We start from the raw sequence: 19,259 nt of genomic DNA, 5'->3' as shown, positions 1-19,259 counted from the left end.
TATTTATTTTAATGCATTATTCGTCAAGGAAGCTACGCAGAACTTCTGAGCGACTTGGGTGGCGTAATTTACGCAGCGCTTTCGCTTCAATCTGACGGATACGTTCACGGGTTACATCAAACTGTTTACCCACTTCCTCTAAGGTGTGGTCAGTGTTCATGTCGATACCGAAACGCATACGCAGAACTTTCGCTTCACGAGCAGTTAAGCCAGCCAGCACTTCATGAGTTGCTGAACGTAAGCTTTCTGAAGTTGCAGAATCTAATGGCAGCTCTAATGTGGTATCTTCAATAAAGTCACCTAAATGTGAATCTTCATCGTCACCAATTGGCGTTTCCATTGAGATTGGCTCTTTGGCAATCTTCAATACTTTACGAATTTTATCTTCCGGCATCAGCATGCGTTCTGCCAGTTCTTCTGGCGATGGTTCACGACCCATCTCTTGCAGCATTTGACGAGAGATACGGTTCAGTTTGTTGATCGTTTCGATCATGTGAACCGGAATACGAATTGTACGTGCTTGGTCGGCGATAGAACGGGTAATAGCCTGACGGATCCACCAAGTTGCATAAGTTGAGAACTTATAACCACGGCGGTATTCAAACTTATCAACCGCTTTCATCAAGCCGATGTTACCTTCTTGAATCAAGTCGAGGAACTGTAAACCACGGTTGGTATATTTCTTCGCGATAGAGATAACCAGACGTAAGTTTGCTTCAACCATCTCTTTCTTCGCACGACGAGCTTTCGCTTCACCGATAGACATACGACGGTTGATATCTTTAACCTGTTCAATGGTCAGGCCAGTTTCTTCTTCAATTTGACGCAGTCTTTGCAGGCAACGTAAAACGTCTTCTTCAACATCCAGCAGTTTTTCAGACCATGGCTTGTTCATCGCTTTTGCTGCGGTTAACCAAGTCTCGCTGGTTTCATTACCACCGAATAAGGTGATGAAGTTTTTCTTAGGCATTTTGCACTGCTCAACACACAGCTTCATAATGGTACGTTCTTGTTGACGAACGCGCTCCATCATTTCACGCATGTTGTTGACCAGATAGTCAAACTGTTTTGGTACTAAACGGAACTCTTTGAAAACGTCAGACAATTGATTAATTGCTGCAACAGTTTTCGCGTCGCTACGCCCATATTGTTTGATATGTGAACGCGTTTTTTCATACTGTTCACGAAGATCGGAGAATTTTTGACGAGCTAATTCAGGATCGATGCTGTTATCGTCATCGGTATCGCTGTCTTCGCTGTCTTCATCTTCCTCTTCTTCTTCGTCGTTATTTAACTCTTCTTGTGGAAGTTCAGATCCAACGTGGGTTGCTGTTGGGGCTAAATCTTCTTCCGCATTCGGGTCAACGAATCCGGTAATTAAGTCAGATAAACGGCTTTCGCCCGCTTCAACGCGGTCATACTGCTCTAACAGGTAGGTGATAGCCTCAGGGTATTCAGCAACAGAGCACTGAACCTGATTAATACCATCTTCGATACGTTTAGCAATGTCGATTTCACCTTCACGGGTGAGAAGCTCGACAGTCCCCATTTCACGCATATACATGCGCACAGGGTCGGTAGTACGGCCGATTTCACTTTCAACACTGGACAGTACTTGTGCAGCAGCTTCTGCCGCATCTTCATCGGTGTCGGAAGTATTTTCAGCCAAAATTAAATCATCGGCATCAGGTGCTTCTTCCATGACCTGGATGCCCATGTCATTAATCATCTGGATGATATCTTCGATCTGATCTGAATCGACGATATCTTCCGGCAGATGGTCGTTTACCTCAGCATAGGTTAAATAACCTTGCTCTTTACCCTTGGTGACGAGTAGCTTAAGCTGTGACTGCGGGTTTTGCTCCATAAGACGGTATCCACACTTCTGAGTATTTAAATTGGTGTCGGTCGGCGAAACTAACGGCCAACAAGAACATTCAAAGGGACATTTTTCTCTGTGCTACGCCCTTTATGTTTCGTAGCATTTTACAGGCAATTGCCTTGTTATTTGCGGCACTTAAGCCGTTTTATGTACTATTTTGGATGCTTTATGTTTTCACTCGTGAAAGAGTGATTAGACGGACTTCCTCGCGCTCTTCAGGTGTCAGCCTTTGTGTTCGTTCTTTCGCTATTAGATAGTCGAAACGCTCATCGAGGGCGCTATTAAATAGATGATTTAGAGCATCTATAAAGGTATTTTCCGCTATTTCCTCTATTTCTATATCGTTCCACGTTGCTAGTTTTTCAAGCTGTTTCGCAAATTTATTATCGCGATAACGCTCTAGCAGCTGCCCTGTGGTCATTCCGGGGGTGGAACGGCAAACTTCAACCAATTCCTGAAATAGAGAAAGCCCCGGCATCTGGATGTGGGCAATTCCCTCTAACGAGGGAACGAACTCCGAAAAATTCGGATTCTGTACCAACAAGGCGATAAGGATACGCATTGTTGTCGGTTTTAGCTTTGGTGCCTGATAATTAATTTGCTCGGTGTTCTCTCTATCAATCATAGCAAGAACCTGAGAAATATCCGGTATACCAATAAAATTTCCTAATTCTTGGGCCATATACAGGCGCAGAGTTTCACCCGGTATCTGCTTTATCAATGGGATAGCAAGTTTACTAATTTTTGCTCGACCCTCTTGGGTTTTTAAGTCCACCTGTGGGACTAAAGAGTCAAATAAAAATGTGGAAAGACTTAGCGCATTTTCCATGCGTTGCTCAAAAGCGTCTTTTCCTTCTTTGCGTACCAATGAATCTGGATCTTCGCCATCAGGCAAAAACATAAAACGAATTTGGCGGCCATCGGTGAGATAGGGAAGGGCATTTTCGAGAGCACGCCATGCGGCTTCTCTTCCTGCTCTATCTCCGTCATAACAGCAAATCACCGTATCTGTTGAACGATAGAGCAACTGAATATGCTCTGCAGTTGTAGAGGTGCCAAGTGATGCAACCGCATAGCGGATGTCATACTGTGCGAGTGCTACAACGTCCATATAGCCTTCAACAACAAGTAATTTTGCCAGCTCACTACTATTTTGTGTCGCTTCATAAAGACCAAAAAGTTGGCGACCCTTATGAAATATATCGGTTTCTGGGGAGTTTAAGTATTTAGGGACACCATCGCCTAATACTCGTCCACCAAATGCAATAACGCGACCTCGGCGATCCCGGATAGGGAACATGACGCGATCTCTAAAGCGATCATAAACGCGCCCATTATCGTTGGTCACCAGCATGCCCGCTTCATCAAGTTGCTGACGGTTTTCTGGGTTTACCGCAAATTTCTTTAAGAGGTTATCCCAACCTGCTGGGGCGAAACCAATAGAAAAATGAGCAATAATTTCCGGGCTTAAACCACGTTGGCTTAAATAATCCTTGGCTTTATTTGCCGATGAATGATTTAAGGCAGCGCAGTAAAACTGATTAATCTTTTCCATCAATTGGTAGAGATTTTGACGTTGATGGAGTTCAATTTGGCTTGTTCCAGTTCCTTTTTCGTAAGGAACATCAAGACCGTGTAGTGCAGACAGCTCTTCTATTGCTTCAACAAAATCGAGTTTGTCGTAATTCATCAAAAAATCGATGGCGTTACCATGGGCACCACAACCAAAACAATAATAAAACTGTCGGTCACCATTCACCGTAAATGAAGGTGTTTTTTCGTTATGAAAAGGACAGCAAGCGTGATGGTTTTTACCCTGTTTTTTTAACGGGACTTTTGCATCGACTAAATCAATGATGTCGGTTCTTGCTAATAAATCATTGATAAATGAACGCGGAATTCGTCCAGCCATAAGCCTCTTTTTTCGCCTGTTGATGAACGATAATAAGCCGCGCTTCCTTTAGGAAAGCACGGCCTTTAACTGCTTACTAGTACTGTCTGTGTTGGTTGCGATTAAGATCGCAATCAATTAATACAGACGAGTACGGCGTGCGTTTTCACGAGCAAGTTTTTTAGCGTGACGTTTTACAGCAGATGCTTTAGCGCGTTTACGTTCAGTCGTTGGTTTTTCATAGAATTCACGACGACGAACTTCAGCTAAAACTCCTGCTTTTTCACAGGAACGTTTGAAACGACGCAGTGCAACGTCGAATGGCTCGTTTTCACGTACTTTAATTACCGGCATGTGCCTCTCACCTCAATAGAAATCGGTTTGTCGCTGGTTTTGGTTCACCAGCCATCATTTAAAATGGTGCGGAATTTTACTTCAATGAGTACGGGTTTGTAAAGTGCCGTATAAAATTGAATCACGCAAGATTATCTGTTTTGTTACTAACTTCATAAATAAAGCCAGCAAAACCAGATAATAATGAGAATTAGCCACACGAAATTTTTATTACAGGACTCTGATTATAGACTATACAACCGAGAAAGTCAGCCTTTTGCTGTCATTAATTGTCAGTTTTAGTGTCATTTATTTATTATATTGCGCGATAATGCGAATTTAGTGGTAAACTTGCGCGCATGCAATAAACAAGGGTAGTGCAATGCGTGTTTTAGGTATCGAAACCTCTTGCGATGAAACCGGAATCGCAATCTATGATGATAAACTTGGCCTATTAGCCAATCAATTATACAGTCAAATCAAAGTTCATGCGGATTACGGTGGCGTTGTTCCCGAATTAGCATCCCGTGATCATATCCGTAAAACCGTTCCTCTGATTCAAGCCGCGCTCAAAGAAGCTAACTTAACCCGCTCTGATATTGATGCGGTGGCGTATACTGCGGGTCCTGGTTTAGTCGGTGCCTTGATGGTCGGTGCAACCGTTGGTCGGGCATTAGCCTTTGCGTGGAATGTTCCTGCGGTGGCCGTACACCACATGGAAGGGCATTTATTAGCGCCGATGTTGGAAGAGAAAAGCCCTGAATTCCCATTTGTAGCGCTGTTAGTATCGGGTGGACATACCCAATTGATTAGTGTGACTGGCATTGGTGAATATGAACTGCTAGGCGAATCTATCGATGATGCCGCAGGGGAAGCTTTCGATAAAACCGCAAAGCTGCTCGGTCTCGATTATCCCGGTGGTCCGGTATTATCTAAAATGGCGCAACAAGGCGTCGCTGGGCGCTTTGTTTTTCCTCGCCCAATGACTGACAGACCGGGACTGGATTTTAGTTTCTCAGGCTTAAAAACTTTCGCTGCAAATACTATTCGTGATAATGACAGTGACGACCAGACTCGCGCTGATATCGCTAGAGCATTTGAGGATGCAGTGGTTGATACACTCGCAATCAAATGTAAACGCGCCCTTGAGCAAACGGGTTTTAAACGTTTGGTGATGGCCGGTGGCGTGAGTGCTAACCGTGCTTTGCGAGCAAAAATGGAAGAGGTTCTCAAGCAGCGTGGCGGTGAAGTCTTTTATGCTCGGCCTGAATTTTGTACTGATAACGGGGCGATGATCGCCTTGGCAGGTCTCATTCGCCTAAAAGGTGGTGCAAACGCAGGGTTGGGTGTGACTGTGCGTCCTCGTTGGCCATTAGCGGAATTACCGCCGTTGGATAAGTAAACCTAGGTCAAACGCGGATTGAGATATGGGTGGCTCACGATGCCACCCATCCATTTTAATGTAAAATTGTCACTGCATCTTCAAGGCGAATCGAGCGACTTCTCACTTGATTTGATGTCTCTGTACTTTGCTCTACTAATAAACTGCTTTGCTGAGTGATGGATTCCAGTTCACTAACAGCTTGAGTAATATCAGAAATTCCCGCCGCTTGTTCCGTGGTCGCATGACTAATATGTGTAATCAATTGCGTGACATTTTGCACTTGATCAACAATATCTTTCATGGTGTTCCCCGCGTTATAAACTTGATCCTTACCGGAACTCACTTTCTTTTCGCAGTCATTGATAAGCTCTCGAATGTCGTTAACAGCGCTAGCACTACGGCTGGCAAGGCTACGAACCTCATTAGCGACAACGGCAAATCCTTTACCTTGTTCTCCAGCTCTTGCGGCTTCAACCGCGGCATTAAGCGCTAAAATATTGGTTTGAAAAGCGATAGTTTTAATGACGTCGGTAATGGAGTTTATCTTACTGGTGCTACGTACAATTTCATCCATGGTCGTGACAACTGCATCCATAATGGCACCACCGTTCACCGCCGTTTCGCTGGTTTCATTAGACAGCATATCGACCTTGAGGGTGTTGTCCGCATTCATTTTGACGGAAACCGACATTTGGTTCATGGTGGCGACCGTTTGCTGCATATAGCCGACAGTTCGTTGTGTATGGCTGTCTAACTCGCCACAATCATTGACCAGAGATTCGCTATCTTTTCGGACATTGTCTACTTGTTCTGACACATCATTAATTAGCCAGCGACAGACTAAACCAAGCTGACCAATCGAGCGAAGAATTTGCCCAATTTCATCAACACGGCTCATATGGTCAATGCTATTACGATTTCCTCTTGCCACATTTAAGGCTTGGGACATGATATTTTCGATAGGTTTTGCAAAACTGCGTTCGAGCATAAAGTTACCCAGTAATAGGGTGGCGAAGGTACATAAACTGGGGATAATTAATGCGCTGGAAGATAAACCGGATACCACAGCCATTAACAGCCATATCGCAAATAAGCTGATAGAAATTAAGCGAATACGCCAGCGTACGCTGAGAGTGGAAAGCGTAAACTGACGGCGTTTAGGAAGAACGATCCCTTTGTAGATCTTGCGGTTACTTCGATTTTCTACCATTGATTGATATAACGGTTCGACCGTGGCGATCTCTTCTCGAGTGGCTCGTATACGAATCGACATATAACCCGTGATCACTCCATTCCTCTGCATTGGAATGATATTGGCACGAACCCAATAATGGTCGCCATTTTTACGCCGATTTTTAACGATCCCAGTCCAAGGCTCACCCATTTTTAAGGTTCGCCACATATCTGCAAAGGCTTCCTTCGGCATATCAGGATGACGAATAATTCGATGTGGTTGACCCATCAGTTCATCAAGTTGATATCCACTAACCTGCACAAAGAAATCATTAGCGTGGATAATGTTCCCGTGTAGGTCGCTGGTTGTCATGAGGGTTATATCTTCATCTAAGATATGTTCATTCTGAGTAATATAGGGAGTTCTGCTCATTTTATAGTCACTTTTATAGTTAAGTTTTCCTTTATATAGTCGACAGTTTTTAATTATTCATTAGTAATAATTTTTCAAATTATTAACTTTTTATTAAAAGTGTGCGCTGGAAAACGAATAAGTGAAAATACCTAGTACAGACGTGGTGATTTTGTGAGGAAAATGAGGTGGAGTGGCGAATGATGAGCATAAAAAAGGGCTGAAATTCAGCCCTTATGATTAGTCATCTTCTTTGCGTTGTTCTTGAGCGACTTCTTTAGCGGTTTTTTGTTTCTTATTTTTTAGTTTTTGCCAAATTCGACTTTCTTGCCCTCGCCATAGCCGTTGGATATTTCCGTGATGGCGTATGAGTACTAAGCAGGACAACATGGCGACAGGGAATGTGAATTCAGGCTTAAACCACCAGACATAAAAAGGGGCTAATAATGCACTTACAATAGCCCCCAAGGATGAATAGCCGCTGAGTAATACCGTTAATAGCCATGTTCCTGCGACAAGTCCAGAAAGATCCCAACCAATGGCTGCGATGGAGCCAAATGCGGTGGCAACGCCTTTTCCGCCTTTAAAATGGAAGAAAACTGGATAAATATGTCCAAGACAGGCTGCAATCGCGACCAAGCCAAGATAGAATGGTTGCACATTTAAATAATAAGCAATCCAAACTGGGATCATCCCTTTAAGGACGTCGCAGAGCAGTACCGCTGCGGCAGCGGCTTTACCACCGACACGCAGGACGTTAGTTGCACCCGGGTTACCAGAGCCATGCTGACGAGGATCGGGGAGTCTCGCCAAACGGCAGATCAATATAGCGCTGGAAATTGATCCGCAAAGGTAGGCGAAGATTATCATGCCAAGCGCGATTGCACTCATAACTAACTCCAAAACGGTTTAAGCTATTTTATATGTAATTCACTTCAACATGGATAATACGCATATTTTTCCTGAAGTGGTATCAATTCAGCACATAAACGAGAAAATGACGTGATGGATATCGTATTTATTGAACAATTATCAGTCATTACCACCATTGGTGTATATGACTGGGAACAAAAGATCGAGCAAAAATTAGTGCTCGATATCGAAATGGGATGGAACAATAAACCCGCGGCAATGAGCGATAATGTTGATGATTGCTTAAATTATGCCCTTGTAAGTCAGCGGATTATTGATCATCTGGAAAATAATAAATTTGCCTTGGTTGAGCGCGTTGCCGAAGAAGTTGCTCAATTATTGCTCAATGAATTCAAATCGCCTTGGGTCAGAGTGAAAGTGTCTAAACCTGGAGCCGTTGTGCGTGCCAAAAATATTGGTGTGCTTATTGAGCGTGGGACTAAAAGCGCTTAATCAATCGCTGGCGGTTATTATCGCCAGTGTATTCTTAATCCATTATTTTCTGCGTTTTTTGCCAACTCTCTACAGCTTGAATACGTTGATGAGTTAACTCTTCACGAATTTGAGGGCCTTGAAATCCTTGTTCAATAATCGGTTTTACGCTGACTTGCTGAGCAATGGCGTAAGCTTGGCGTAAGTATTCTCCTTGACGATAATTCTGGCACTCTAACCCTCCACGTCCACGGGCATCTGCTTCACTGACTAAGCTCAATTGAGCAATCCGCTCTGGTTTACGCCAACTGTCTAATCCATCAAATATCTGCACGATCTCTTGGGCATTAAGCTTTCCAATGACATGGATCTTATCGTGATATCTGGCAGCAAGTCGGGCTAGATCTCGTGCACTTGTTGGGATTTTCAATCGCTCACACAGCGCTTCGATTAATGGAATACCCGCTTCACCATGATTTGGGTGACTGGGCCAAAGTTCTTTTGGTGTGAGTGCTTTGCCAAGGTCATGGCATAAAGCCGCAAAACGGACATCGATATCATTCGACAGTGTCGCTATCACACCCATGAGAATATGAATACCAGTATCAATCTCTGGGTGCCATTTTTCTGGTGCGGGAACCCCGAATAAATGGTCGATTTCAGGGAATAGCACGGCGAGGGCACCGCAATCACGTAATACCTCAAAATAGACTTGAGGAGAGTGAGACATTATTGCTTTATGGGTCTCTACCCAAACTCGTTCGGGGGTGAGATGAGAAAGTTCGCCTGTCTCTACCATGGATTGCATTAGAGTCATCGTTTCTGGTGCAACTCGGAACCCCTGTTGGTAATAGCGTGCTGCAAAACGAGCAACACGCAAAACACGCAAAGGATCTTCCAAAAAGGCATCAGAGACGTGGCGCAGAACACGATTTTTAAGATCTTTTACACCGTGATAGGGATCGATTAATTCACCTGTATCACTTTGTGCAATTGCGTTGATTGTCAAATCTCGGCGTAACAAGTCATCTTCAATCGTAACATCAGGCGCACTGTAGCAGCTAAAGCCGGTATAGCCTGCACCAATCTTACGTTCTGTTCTGGCTAAGGCATATTCTTCGTGGGTCTTCGGGTGCAAAAAAACGGGAAAATCCTTACCTACTTGCTGGAAGCCTTTAGCGAGCATGGCTTCTGGCGTCGTACCGACAACCACATAATCCCTATCAGAAATAGGTAATCCCAGTAATTTATCGCGTACAGCGCCGCCAACAAGATAGATTTTCATGTGTGTTTTACATCCAACCATCATTACGTTTTTTACGACGTGGAATAATGTGAGGTAACAGAAGCCCTAAAATTAGCCCTACACCGGCAACACCACCGCCATACATAAACCACTGTAGAATCAGTTCACGGCGACGATCATCTAAATTCACCTCAGCAATATCTAATTTTTTGCCTGCTTTGATTAATTCATTATTCAGTTTTTCATTTTCCGCTTTTAACTGGCGCACAATATTGTCGTTATCTGCAACTTTTTGCTGCATTTCCGCGGTGCGAGCATTCCACGTATTATCAATATTATCTAATTGCTGGCGCAGTTTTTGGTTTTCCGCTTCGAGTTGCGGAATACGGCTTTTCATGCTTGGAATGTCACTGAGTTGATCCGTTGGGATCCAAACGGTGCGACCTTTGCCATCTTTAATTTGAGCAAACTTGTTATCAATAGAGATGAGTTCAACGGATTCGCCAGCATTTAAGGAGCCAACAATCCGATAATTTGTTCCAGGACCACTACGCACATAGGTCGATAAATCTTCGGAAACATAACGTGTTTCTGCATTTGCTGTGAAGGACAGGCCTAACCCCATAGCGGAAATCAATAAGAGTGGAATTTTTCGCATAGTGTTTTTATCTTTTTACTGTGAATGAATGTCGTATTAATTAAATACTAATAAGTAAAGTCTACGGGTGCAAACGTTTAAACTTAGAGTTATGTAAATGTTGAACGATAATGAGAACTATCCTAACTCACTAAATAATACAATTATTATGGGTTTCATTGAAATAACTCTCTATAAGAGAATCAATATCTGGAATTTTTGGTTTCTGTGCGGTTTCTTTTCTCTGCGTTGATTGATTGGGGTAATATGGGCACAGTGAAATTATTAAATAAGGAAGTCTATGAACCACATAGAAGTTGAACTCAAATTATCGGCTCAGAGTTCTGCTATAGACGCTGTTCGCCAGAGTATTTCAACCCTCTCACCACAACATTCCGAGCCTTGCAAGCTGACAAATATCTATTTTGATACGGCAGAAAGACAGTTACGTCAATGGGATATGGGGTTACGTATTCGTGGTTGTGACGGGCGTTATGAAATGACCATCAAAACGGCGGGACAAGTCATCGGTGGGTTACATCAACGCCCTGAGTACAATGTAGATATCGAATCCCCTGAAATTAATCTTGCAGCATTTCCAGAAGAAATTTGGCCTGAAGGGATAGATCTTCAAGAATTACAATCCGAATTACAGGTGTTATTTAGCACCAATTTCACTCGTGAAAAATGGTTAGTAAAATTTGAAGATAGCGAAATTGAGATTGTATTCGACCAAGGCATTATTTCTGCTGGGGCAAAAGATTTACCCATTCAAGAATTTGAGCTGGAATTAAAAAAAGGTTTTGTGGCGGATGTCCTGAATCTGGCGAAAAAATTTGCGGATATTGATGGGCTGCATCTCTCTTCCTTGAGTAAAGCCGCTCGCGGTTATTCATTATTATCTTCAACACCCGCTCCGTTACAACGTCCTGCTTCTCTGTTTGATTATGAAGAGCAACCGATTGAAGCGTCTTTGTTGCACATGCAGCAACTTTGCCAGCAGCACGAATTATATTGGTTGGCAGATGGTGAACATGCGAAACAGGGGTTTGGTGAATTTTTACGTTTTGTTCAGGCATTTTTAATACATTATCAAAATTCAGCGCCTCAGTTTGTGCATGATCTCCCTCTTGAACAATTACGTTTGAATGCTGCGGATGAAAATATCAGTGCGGAAGATTTTTGCTACAGCAGCCCATGGTTAAAATGTAAATTGGCCTTTATTCAATGGTTGACCGCGTTAACGTACCCTAATGTCGAATAGGTATTGATGATATGCATCTTTCTCCTGAACTTCTACAACGCCAACATCTGAAAATTATCAATCAGTTAACAGAGCACGCTAGTGAATTGCTGCCCCTGAGTGATACTGAATTAAATTTTTTGGCATTCAGTGATTTTGCGCTGAAACAGATTTTGGCTCATTCCCGTTTTTTGCAGCATCTACGTACTCAACTTCCGCAGGGAGATGAATGGCAGCAATACGGAAAATGGTTGGAGGAGGAACTTGCATTAGTTACCCATGAAGATCATTTAATGCAGGTATTACGCACCTTCAGAAACCACATGATGGTGCGGATTGCTTGGATGCAAACCACTGAGTTATGTTCTCAACGAGAAACCATTTTACAACTGAGTGAATTAGCAGAATGTTTAATCGTTGCAGCTCGAGATTGGCTTTATAAAGAATATTGCCAATCTTGGGGAACCCCTTGTGATAGAGATGGAAATCCTCAGCCGTTACTTGTTTTAGGGATGGGAAAATTAGGGGGAAGAGAGCTTAATTTTTCATCTGATATCGATCTGATTTTTGCTTATCCAGAAAATGGGGTGACCCGTGGCGGTCGCAAAGAGCTGGATAATGCGCAATTTTTTACCCGTTTGGGGCAGAAGTTAATCCGAGTACTTGACCAAGTCACTGTGCATGGGTTTGTTTATCGGGTTGATATGCGGTTACGTCCATTTGGCGATAGCGGCCCGTTAGTGTTTAGTTTTTCAGCATTAGAAGATTATTACCAAGAGCAAGGCCGTGATTGGGAACGCTACGCCATGGTCAAAGCCCGTATCATGGGGCCTGACAGCGTTCATTATGCCGACACGCTACGTAAGCTTTTACGTCCATTTGTTTATCGGCGTTACATTGATTTCAGTGTGATCCAATCGCTGAGAAACATGAAAAATATGATTGAACGGGAAGTTCGTCGCCGAGGTTTAGTGAATAACATTAAATTGGGTGCTGGAGGAATTCGTGAAATTGAGTTTATTTCCCAAGTTTTTCAGCTTATTCGTGGTGGACGCGAGCCTGTTTTACAATCCCAATCATTATTTACGGCCTTACACGGTATTCGAGAATTAGCGTTATTACCGAGTGAACAAGTTGAGCAATTGCTGGAGTGCTACATTTTTCTGCGCCGTGTCGAAAACTTGCTGCAAAGTATTGATGACCAACAAACCCAAACGCTACCGGATGATGCGTTAAATCAGACTCGATTAATGTGGGGTATGGGCTGCTCAAGTTGGGATGATTTTTATCGTCAACTTAGCGATAAAATGGCCACGGTTCACCACATTTTTGCCGAGCAAATTGGCAGTGATGATGAAGAAGAAACTGCTGAAGAGTGTGATGAAATTTATATTACACTGTGGCAAAGCGAATTATCGAAAGAGGAACTTGCGAGCTATTTACCCTCAAAAGATGAGCAGGTAGCGGAAAAAGTGATCCATGGCATTAATATGTTCCGCCATGATCTTAATAAGCGCACAATTGGTCCTCGTGGGCGTGATGTTCTTGACGAGCTGATGCCAAAATTGCTAGCCAAAGTGGGGGAGCGCGAAGATGCAGGTCGCGTCATCGAACGCATTACGCCGTTGTTGCTCAGTATTGTTAGCCGAACCACCTATTTAGAATTAATGCTCGAATTCGATGAAGTTCTCACGCACGTTATTCGCTTGTGTGCGGCTTCTCCAATGATTGCAGAGCAATTAGCGCGTCATCCTCTACTACTTGATGAATTACTCGACCCTCAATCTCTATATCAACCGCTGCCTCTTACGGCTTATCGAGACGAATTACGCCAATATTTAATGCGAGTGCCTGAGGACGATGAAGAGCAGCAACTCGAAGCCTTACGTCAATTTAAGCAGGCTCAGTTATTGCGTATTGCCGCAGAGGATATTTCAGGGGTTCTCCCTGTTATGAAGGTCAGTGACCATTTGACGTATCTCGCCGAAGCGATTATTGATGCAGTCGTACATCAAGCATGGCAAATGATGGTCAAACGCTACGGTGAACCCGCTCATCTCGCTCAACAGGATGAAAAAAAGTATGGTTTTGCTGTATTAGGCTATGGCAAGCTGGGCGGCTGGGAGTTGGGGTATAGCTCTGATTTAGATTTAGTTTTCCTGTTTGATTGCCCGATAAATGTGGTGACAAATGGAGAGCGATCCATTGATGCGAGACAATTTTATCTGCGCGTCGCCCAGCGGATCATTCACCTATTTAGTACCCGAACGACGTCGGGAGTTTTGTATGAAGTAGATGCTAGACTTAGGCCTTCAGGGGAGTCAGGCATGCTAGTTAGTACAATCCAGTCGTTTGATGATTACCAAAAAAATGATGCATGGACATGGGAACACCAAGCCTTGATCCGCGCAAGAATGGTATTTGGTGATAGCCAGTTACAACAGAAATTCACTCAAATTCGTCATGAAACATTATGCTTACCGCGTGAACCTGACGTATTGCGCCAGCAGGTACGCGATATGCGGGTGAAAATGCACCAGCATTTAGGTAGCCACCAAACCAACGAATTTGATTTGAAGGCCGATCCCGGCGGGATTACTGATATTGAATTTATTGCGCAATATTTAGTGTTGCGCTTTGCTGCCGAAAATCCAGCGTTGACACGTTGGTCTGATAATGTGCGAATTTTTGAGCTGATGGCTCAGTATGATTTTATGTCGGAAGACGAAGCGCACGGATTAACACTGGCCTATGTCACTATGCGAAATGAGCTGCACCATCTTGCACTGCAATCGTTGCCCAGTCGCGTCAGTAGCGAACAATTTTCAGCACAGCGTGAGTTAGTATTAGCAAGTTGGAAAAAATGGCTTGAGTAATTGATAGAGCTGCAAATTATTTTTGTCTATAGCGCAATATGGTAGTATTGGCGCCAATAATTATCGGATTTCCCATTTAAAAGACTGGAGTACGGGATGAAAGTAACACTTCCTGATTATAAACAAGCAGGTGTACTCGTTGTTGGTGATGTCATGTTAGACCGTTATTGGCATGGTCCGACTAATCGGATTTCACCAGAAGCACCGGTTCCGGTTGTTAAAGTTACCATGGTGGAAGAGCGCCCTGGCGGGGCAGCGAACGTTGCTATGAATATTGCATCTTTAGGTGCTAATTCCCGTCTGGTTGGGTTAACGGGTATCGATGATGCCGCGAAAGCCTTAACTGAAAATCTAAATGGCGTTAATGTCCGTTGTGATTTCGTCGCTATTCCCACCCATCCAACTATCACGAAATTACGTGTTTTATCCCGTAACCAGCAATTAATTCGCCTTGATTTTGAAGAAGGTTTCGAAAATGTTGATGCGCAGCCGATGTTGGAGCGTATCGAACAAGCATTGCCTCATATTGGAGCGTTGGTACTTTCTGATTATGCCAAAGGCGCACTAAACGAAGTCGAGAAAATGATTGCGTTAGCCAATAAAGCGGGTGTTCCAGTACTGATTGACCCGAAAGGCAGCAATTTCGAACGTTACCGTGGTGCGACGTTGTTAACGCCAAATATGTCTGAATTTGAAGCCATTGTTGGGCGCTGCAAAGACAATCAAGATGTTGAAGAAAAAGGGATGAAACTCCTTGAGTCTTTAGCGTTATCTGCATTGTTGATTACCCGTTCTGAACAGGGAATGAGCTTGATTCGCCGTAATGAGCCACCGTTACATTTACCGACTGAAGCCCAAGAAGTGTTTGATGTCACGGGGGCTGGCGATACGGTGATTGGTGTGTTGGCTGCTTCTATTGCTTCCGGTCGCCCATTACATGAAGCTTGCGCATTAGCGAATGCCGCGGCGGGGGTTGTCGTGGGTAAACTGGGAACGTCCACTGTTTCCCCTATCGAATTAGAAAATGCCATTCGTGGTCGTGCTGAAAATGGTTTTGGTGTGATGACGGAAAGTCAACTCAAACAAGCGGTTGCGGATGCTAGGAAACGTGGTGAGCGCGTTGTGATGACCAACGGTTGTTTTGATATCCTGCATGCGGGGCATGTTTCTTATCTCGCAAACGCCCGTAAATTAGGTGACCGTCTAATTGTGGCGGTAAATAGCGATGCATCGACTCGTCGTTTGAAAGGTGAAACTCGCCCAGTAAACCCATTAGACCAGCGTATGATTGTCCTTGGTGCATTGGGAGCAGTGGATTGGGTCGTACCTTTTGAGGAAGATACACCACAGCGTTTAATTTCCGAAATTCTGCCTGATATTTTAGTAAAAGGTGGCGATTATCAGCCAGACGAAATTGCAGGTAGCAAAGAAGTTTGGGCTGCTGGTGGTGAAGTGATGGTGTTGAATTTTGAAGATGGTATTTCAACCACAAATATCATTAAAAATATTATGAAAACCAAATGATTAGAAAATAATTTGGTATTTAAAAAAAGCCCAATTCTGGTATGAGATAAGTACTGGGATTGGGCTTTTTTATTTGTGATAGTTTGTCTTAAATGCTAATGTTTGTATGACGTCATATATTGACGTCATTTTTTACATCGAATTAAACTGGCATCAAGACTTGATGTCATGAGATTAACGTCCAGACACCGTAAAACAATGATTGATGTGCTGACTATTCCACCTAAATCAAGTATTTAGTGGGATGATGTCATTAGCTTAATTCATAATCTAGGAGGAATCGTTAAAAGTGGTAATGGTTCGAGACGAAAATTTATTTTATTAGGTTCTTTGTTTCAAACTCACCAGCCACATCCTGGTAATGTTATGGATAAAGGCGCTGTCAGCGGTTTACGTGAATGGTTCGAAAATGTAATAGGGGTGAAATATGATTAAAGGCAGCAATGTCATGACAATCGATGGGCATCCTGCATCAGTAGCCTATGAAGCTGAAATCAAAGCATTTAGAGGTAAATTTTTGGATGTCAGTGGTTATTGCGATTTTGTATCGGATAGCATTGAAGGGCTGAAAAAAGAGGCGAAAATTTCACTGGCTGAGTATATTGAGAGTTGTAAAGAAGAGGGTATTAAACCGTTCAAAGATGATGAAGTCATAAAATCGTTTACGCTACGTTACCCTAGTCGCTTAGAATCTCGTTTAGATGCAGTGGCAACAGCTAATAATTTATCTAAAAATCAATATATAGTTCAATTGCTTGAGCGTGAGCTAATTCCACGGTAAGCATTAAAATAAACATCGATAAAAGTGCCCTTACGATTTTTACAGGGCACTTTAGTTTTTGAATGAGCGAGCTGGTTCACCTCAATCAGCTTGTTTCTCTTCAATCACTTTTTCATCAGAAAAACGAGCTTCAAGGGCGCTAACACGCTGCTCCATTTTCATCAGTTTTTCACGAGTGCGTAATAAAACTTGGGTTTGAATATCAAACTCTTCACGGCTGACTAAATCTAACTTGCCAAGTTGCGACTGTAATAGTGAACGGATTTTTTTATCGACGTCTTCACCTAAGTCACGGACGCCTTTCGGTAATGCACCTTGGATTTGGCGTGCAACTTGTTCAATTTTTTTCGGATCGAGCATTCGCGGGTCCTTCAATTCAGAATAGATAATTGTTGATAGTGTAATACCTGCAGCGCTATGAATAAACCTCCTTATGACATTATTATGAAAAGTACACTTTTCGCTTTGTTTTTATTGATGAAAAGTGTGAGTAACCCACCAGTTTATCGTTTGTTCGTTGCACCATTGAATTATTGGAGTTATATTAATTACGTAATCTCAGGGCGGGGTGAAAGTCCCCACCGGCGGTAACATGCATCGCGCATGAAGCCCGCGAGCGCTTTATTATTTATTCGCGTAGATGATAAAGGTCAGCAGATCCAGTGTGAATCTGGAGCCGACGGTCATAGTCCGGATGGGAGAGAATCACTGTATCTGCATACTTGTACCTTTGGGTGCAACATTGTTCTACATATTGAATGGCTAAACAGCTATAAGTTGTTGTATCTATTCATTTCTCGTATTCCTAAGACTGCCCTGGTTCTGGTAACTTAAATATTGTAACTTTAGAAGGTTTTTACCATGAATCAGACGCTACTTTCCGAATTCGGTAATCCAACCGAACGTGTCGAAAATGCAATCGAAGCACTGCGCCAAGGCAAAGGTATCCTCGTTCTTGATGATGAAGATCGTGAGAATGAAGGGGATTTAGTCTTTGCAGCAGAAACCATGACAACCGAGCAAATGGCTTTTACTATCCGTTATAGCAGCGGCATCGTTTGCTTGTGTATCACGGAAGAACGCCGTAAACAGCTCGATATTCCTATGATGGTTGAGCGAAATACCAGCCAAAACCAAACCGGTTTTACAGTGACTATCGAAGCCGCTAAAGGGGTAACGACAGGGGTTTCTGCCGCTGACCGTATCACTACCATCAAAACAGCGATTGCAGATAATGCGGTTCCAGCAGACATTAACCGCCCTGGTCACGTATTCCCATTACGCGGTCGTGAAGGTGGTGTTTTAGCGCGTCGTGGTCACACTGAAGCTTCAATAGATTTAGCGGTGTTGGCGGGCTTTAAGCCAGCGGGTGTACTGTGTGAATTAACCAATGACGATGGTACGATGGCGCGCGCACCAGATGTGGTAGTCTTTGCCCGTGAGCACGGCTTAACGGTTGTTACCATTGATGATTTAGCCAACTACCGTCTTCAGATGGAAAAAAAAGCCAGCTAATTCGTTAATCAATTAGTTTGTTTGCATATTGAGTCGGCCACAAAGTTGCACACCTTTGTGGCCTTTATTTTATTGCCCTCAAATTATCCCATAGTCAAATTTTTTGATGATCATTCTCATAATTCCCCCACTGTGTTTTATTTAAAAAAGGGTATGCTGGAGACAGTAACTTTTTAGTGGAGCTTAGATCATCATGTCGACAAATAGCCAAAATACAGCCAGCCGGATGCCTGCCATTTTTATTGGTCATGGTAGTCCGATGAATGCCATTAATGACAACCCATATACCCAAGCGTGGGAAATTTTAGGTCAGACATTGCCTCGTCCAAAAGCCATTTTGGTGATCTCTGCACACTGGTATACCCGTGGTACTGCGATTACAGCCATGCTTAAACCGAAAACAATTCATGATTTTGGTGGCTTTCCTGATGAACTGTATCAAATCCAATATCCAGCGCCGGGGTCTCCTGAATTAGCTAATCGAGTTACCAAGCTGTTGGCTCCAGAGCCTATTTATCAGGATAAAGAGGAGTGGGGGCTTGATCACGGAACATGGGAAATTTTAGTTCGTATGTATCCACAAGCAGATATTCCAGTGATCCAACTTAGTATTGACGGCACAAAACCAGCATCTTGGCATCACGAGCTCGGTAAAAAGTTATCGTCACTGCGTGATGAGGGGGTTCTGATCATGGGTAGCGGTAATGTGGTGCATAATTTGCGGGCGATGAATTGGCAAAATGCACAAGCTGAGCCTTATCCTTGGGCAACTTCATTTGAACAGTTTGTATCTGATAATTTGCATAGCCACGAATCACCTCACCCGTTAACCAAGGCATTAGAGCGTGAAGATGGTAAACAATCGAATCCATCAGCGGAACATTTTTTACCCATTTTACCCATTCTTGGAACTTGGGATGGTGAAGAAGATATTTCGGTTCCAATTGAGGGAATTGTTTCTGCATCATTGAGTATGATGTCGGTGATAGTGGGTTAACTTTTTCTTTTTAATGAATAA

Annotated in this window: 16 protein-coding genes, 1 pseudogene and 1 riboswitch; of the genes and pseudogenes, 9 read left to right on the top strand and 8 right to left on the bottom strand. The window is 43.3% G+C overall.

From position 1 onward, the window contains the following. Positions 1-16: 16 nt before the first annotated feature. The 3 genes from rpoD to rpsU form a co-directional block, all read right to left on the bottom strand. Positions 17-1,867: an RNA polymerase sigma factor RpoD gene (gene rpoD / locus EL244_RS14260; protein WP_006814132.1), complete on the bottom strand. Its 1,851-nt coding sequence runs from the start codon at positions 1,865-1,867 to the stop codon at positions 17-19. Positions 1,868-2,048: 181 nt separating this feature from the next. Further along, positions 2,049-3,794 (bottom strand): DNA primase, encoded by a 1,746-nt coding sequence (gene dnaG / locus EL244_RS14255; RefSeq protein ID WP_126461745.1) that lies wholly within the window; start codon positions 3,792-3,794, stop codon positions 2,049-2,051. Positions 3,795-3,911: 117 nt separating this feature from the next. Beyond that, positions 3,912-4,127, bottom strand: a complete 216-nt coding sequence (gene rpsU, locus EL244_RS14250; protein WP_001144069.1) for a 30S ribosomal protein S21 — start codon at positions 4,125-4,127, stop codon at positions 3,912-3,914. A 361-nt stretch (positions 4,128-4,488) separates the two neighbouring features. Here rpsU and tsaD point away from each other — a divergent pair, with 361 nt between their 5' ends. Further along, positions 4,489-5,508 (top strand): tRNA (adenosine(37)-N6)-threonylcarbamoyltransferase complex transferase subunit TsaD, encoded by a 1,020-nt coding sequence (tsaD, locus tag EL244_RS14245; protein ID WP_006814130.1) that lies wholly within the window; start codon positions 4,489-4,491, stop codon positions 5,506-5,508. Between the two features lie 55 nt (positions 5,509-5,563). Here tsaD and EL244_RS14240 read toward each other — a convergent pair whose 3' ends face one another. Continuing rightward, positions 5,564-7,096, bottom strand: a complete 1,533-nt coding sequence (locus EL244_RS14240) for a methyl-accepting chemotaxis protein (RefSeq protein ID WP_112837334.1) — start codon at positions 7,094-7,096, stop codon at positions 5,564-5,566. Between the two features lie 219 nt (positions 7,097-7,315). Then, entirely contained in the window at positions 7,316-7,966 is a 651-nt protein-coding gene (gene plsY, locus EL244_RS14235) for a glycerol-3-phosphate 1-O-acyltransferase PlsY (protein WP_006814128.1), read from the bottom strand. A gap of 114 nt (positions 7,967-8,080) precedes the next feature. Between plsY and folB the strand changes: the two genes are divergently transcribed. Beyond that, entirely contained in the window at positions 8,081-8,440 is a 360-nt protein-coding gene (gene folB, locus EL244_RS14230) for a bifunctional dihydroneopterin aldolase/7,8-dihydroneopterin epimerase (RefSeq protein ID WP_006814127.1), read from the top strand. 34 nt (positions 8,441-8,474) lie between these two features. Here folB and EL244_RS14225 read toward each other — a convergent pair whose 3' ends face one another. After that, entirely contained in the window at positions 8,475-9,704 is a 1,230-nt protein-coding gene (locus tag EL244_RS14225; RefSeq protein ID WP_126461742.1) for a multifunctional CCA addition/repair protein, read from the bottom strand. A gap of 7 nt (positions 9,705-9,711) precedes the next feature. Next, positions 9,712-10,323, bottom strand: a complete 612-nt coding sequence (locus EL244_RS14220; protein ID WP_006814125.1) for a TIGR04211 family SH3 domain-containing protein — start codon at positions 10,321-10,323, stop codon at positions 9,712-9,714. A 280-nt stretch (positions 10,324-10,603) separates the two neighbouring features. Between EL244_RS14220 and EL244_RS14215 the strand changes: the two genes are divergently transcribed. The 5 genes and pseudogenes from EL244_RS14215 to EL244_RS14195 all read left to right on the top strand — a co-directional run bounded on the left by EL244_RS14215 (position 10,604) and on the right by EL244_RS14195 (position 16,726). Continuing rightward, complete coding sequence (locus EL244_RS14215; RefSeq protein ID WP_126461739.1) at positions 10,604-11,566, top strand: CYTH domain-containing protein; 963 nt, start codon at positions 10,604-10,606, stop codon at positions 11,564-11,566. Between the two features lie 11 nt (positions 11,567-11,577). Beyond that, the gene (glnE, locus tag EL244_RS14210) at positions 11,578-14,421 is read left to right on the top strand and encodes a bifunctional [glutamate--ammonia ligase]-adenylyl-L-tyrosine phosphorylase/[glutamate--ammonia-ligase] adenylyltransferase (RefSeq protein ID WP_126461736.1); all 2,844 of its coding nucleotides are present in this window, start codon (positions 11,578-11,580) and stop codon (positions 14,419-14,421) included. A 96-nt stretch (positions 14,422-14,517) separates the two neighbouring features. Continuing rightward, positions 14,518-15,945: a bifunctional D-glycero-beta-D-manno-heptose-7-phosphate kinase/D-glycero-beta-D-manno-heptose 1-phosphate adenylyltransferase HldE gene (hldE, locus tag EL244_RS14205; RefSeq protein ID WP_126461733.1), complete on the top strand. Its 1,428-nt coding sequence runs from the start codon at positions 14,518-14,520 to the stop codon at positions 15,943-15,945. A gap of 168 nt (positions 15,946-16,113) precedes the next feature. Then, positions 16,114-16,380 (top strand): annotated as a pseudogene (locus EL244_RS14200) (type II toxin-antitoxin system HicA family toxin). Further along, the gene (locus EL244_RS14195; protein ID WP_006814118.1) at positions 16,373-16,726 is read left to right on the top strand and encodes a type II toxin-antitoxin system HicB family antitoxin; all 354 of its coding nucleotides are present in this window, start codon (positions 16,373-16,375) and stop codon (positions 16,724-16,726) included. The pseudogene EL244_RS14200 and the gene EL244_RS14195 overlap by 8 nt, the downstream one beginning before the upstream one ends. Positions 16,727-16,807: 81 nt before the next feature. Here EL244_RS14195 and ubiK read toward each other — a convergent pair whose 3' ends face one another. Then, positions 16,808-17,086 carry a ubiquinone biosynthesis accessory factor UbiK gene (gene ubiK / locus EL244_RS14190; RefSeq protein ID WP_126461731.1) on the bottom strand — a complete coding sequence of 93 codons (279 nt, stop codon included), beginning with the start codon at positions 17,084-17,086 and terminating at the stop codon, positions 16,808-16,810. A 190-nt stretch (positions 17,087-17,276) separates the two neighbouring features. Continuing rightward, positions 17,277-17,436, top strand: a riboswitch (FMN riboswitch). A 151-nt stretch (positions 17,437-17,587) separates the two neighbouring features. Between ubiK and ribB the strand changes: the two genes are divergently transcribed. Together ribB and ygiD are read left to right on the top strand one after the other, a co-directional pair. Continuing rightward, positions 17,588-18,241, top strand: coding sequence for a 3,4-dihydroxy-2-butanone-4-phosphate synthase (ribB, locus tag EL244_RS14185; RefSeq protein ID WP_006814113.1), 654 nt, complete (start codon positions 17,588-17,590; stop codon positions 18,239-18,241). 193 nt (positions 18,242-18,434) lie between these two features. Next, the gene (ygiD, locus tag EL244_RS14180; protein ID WP_126461728.1) at positions 18,435-19,238 is read left to right on the top strand and encodes a 4,5-DOPA-extradiol-dioxygenase; all 804 of its coding nucleotides are present in this window, start codon (positions 18,435-18,437) and stop codon (positions 19,236-19,238) included. The last annotated feature ends 21 nt before the right edge of the window (positions 19,239-19,259 follow it).

Source organism: Providencia rustigianii (assembly GCF_900637755.1).
GTDB classification, from domain to species: Bacteria; Pseudomonadota; Gammaproteobacteria; order Enterobacterales; family Enterobacteriaceae; genus Providencia; species Providencia rustigianii.
Note: the sequence above shows the minus strand (reverse complement) of the source record. Positions and strands in the feature narration are given on the sequence as shown.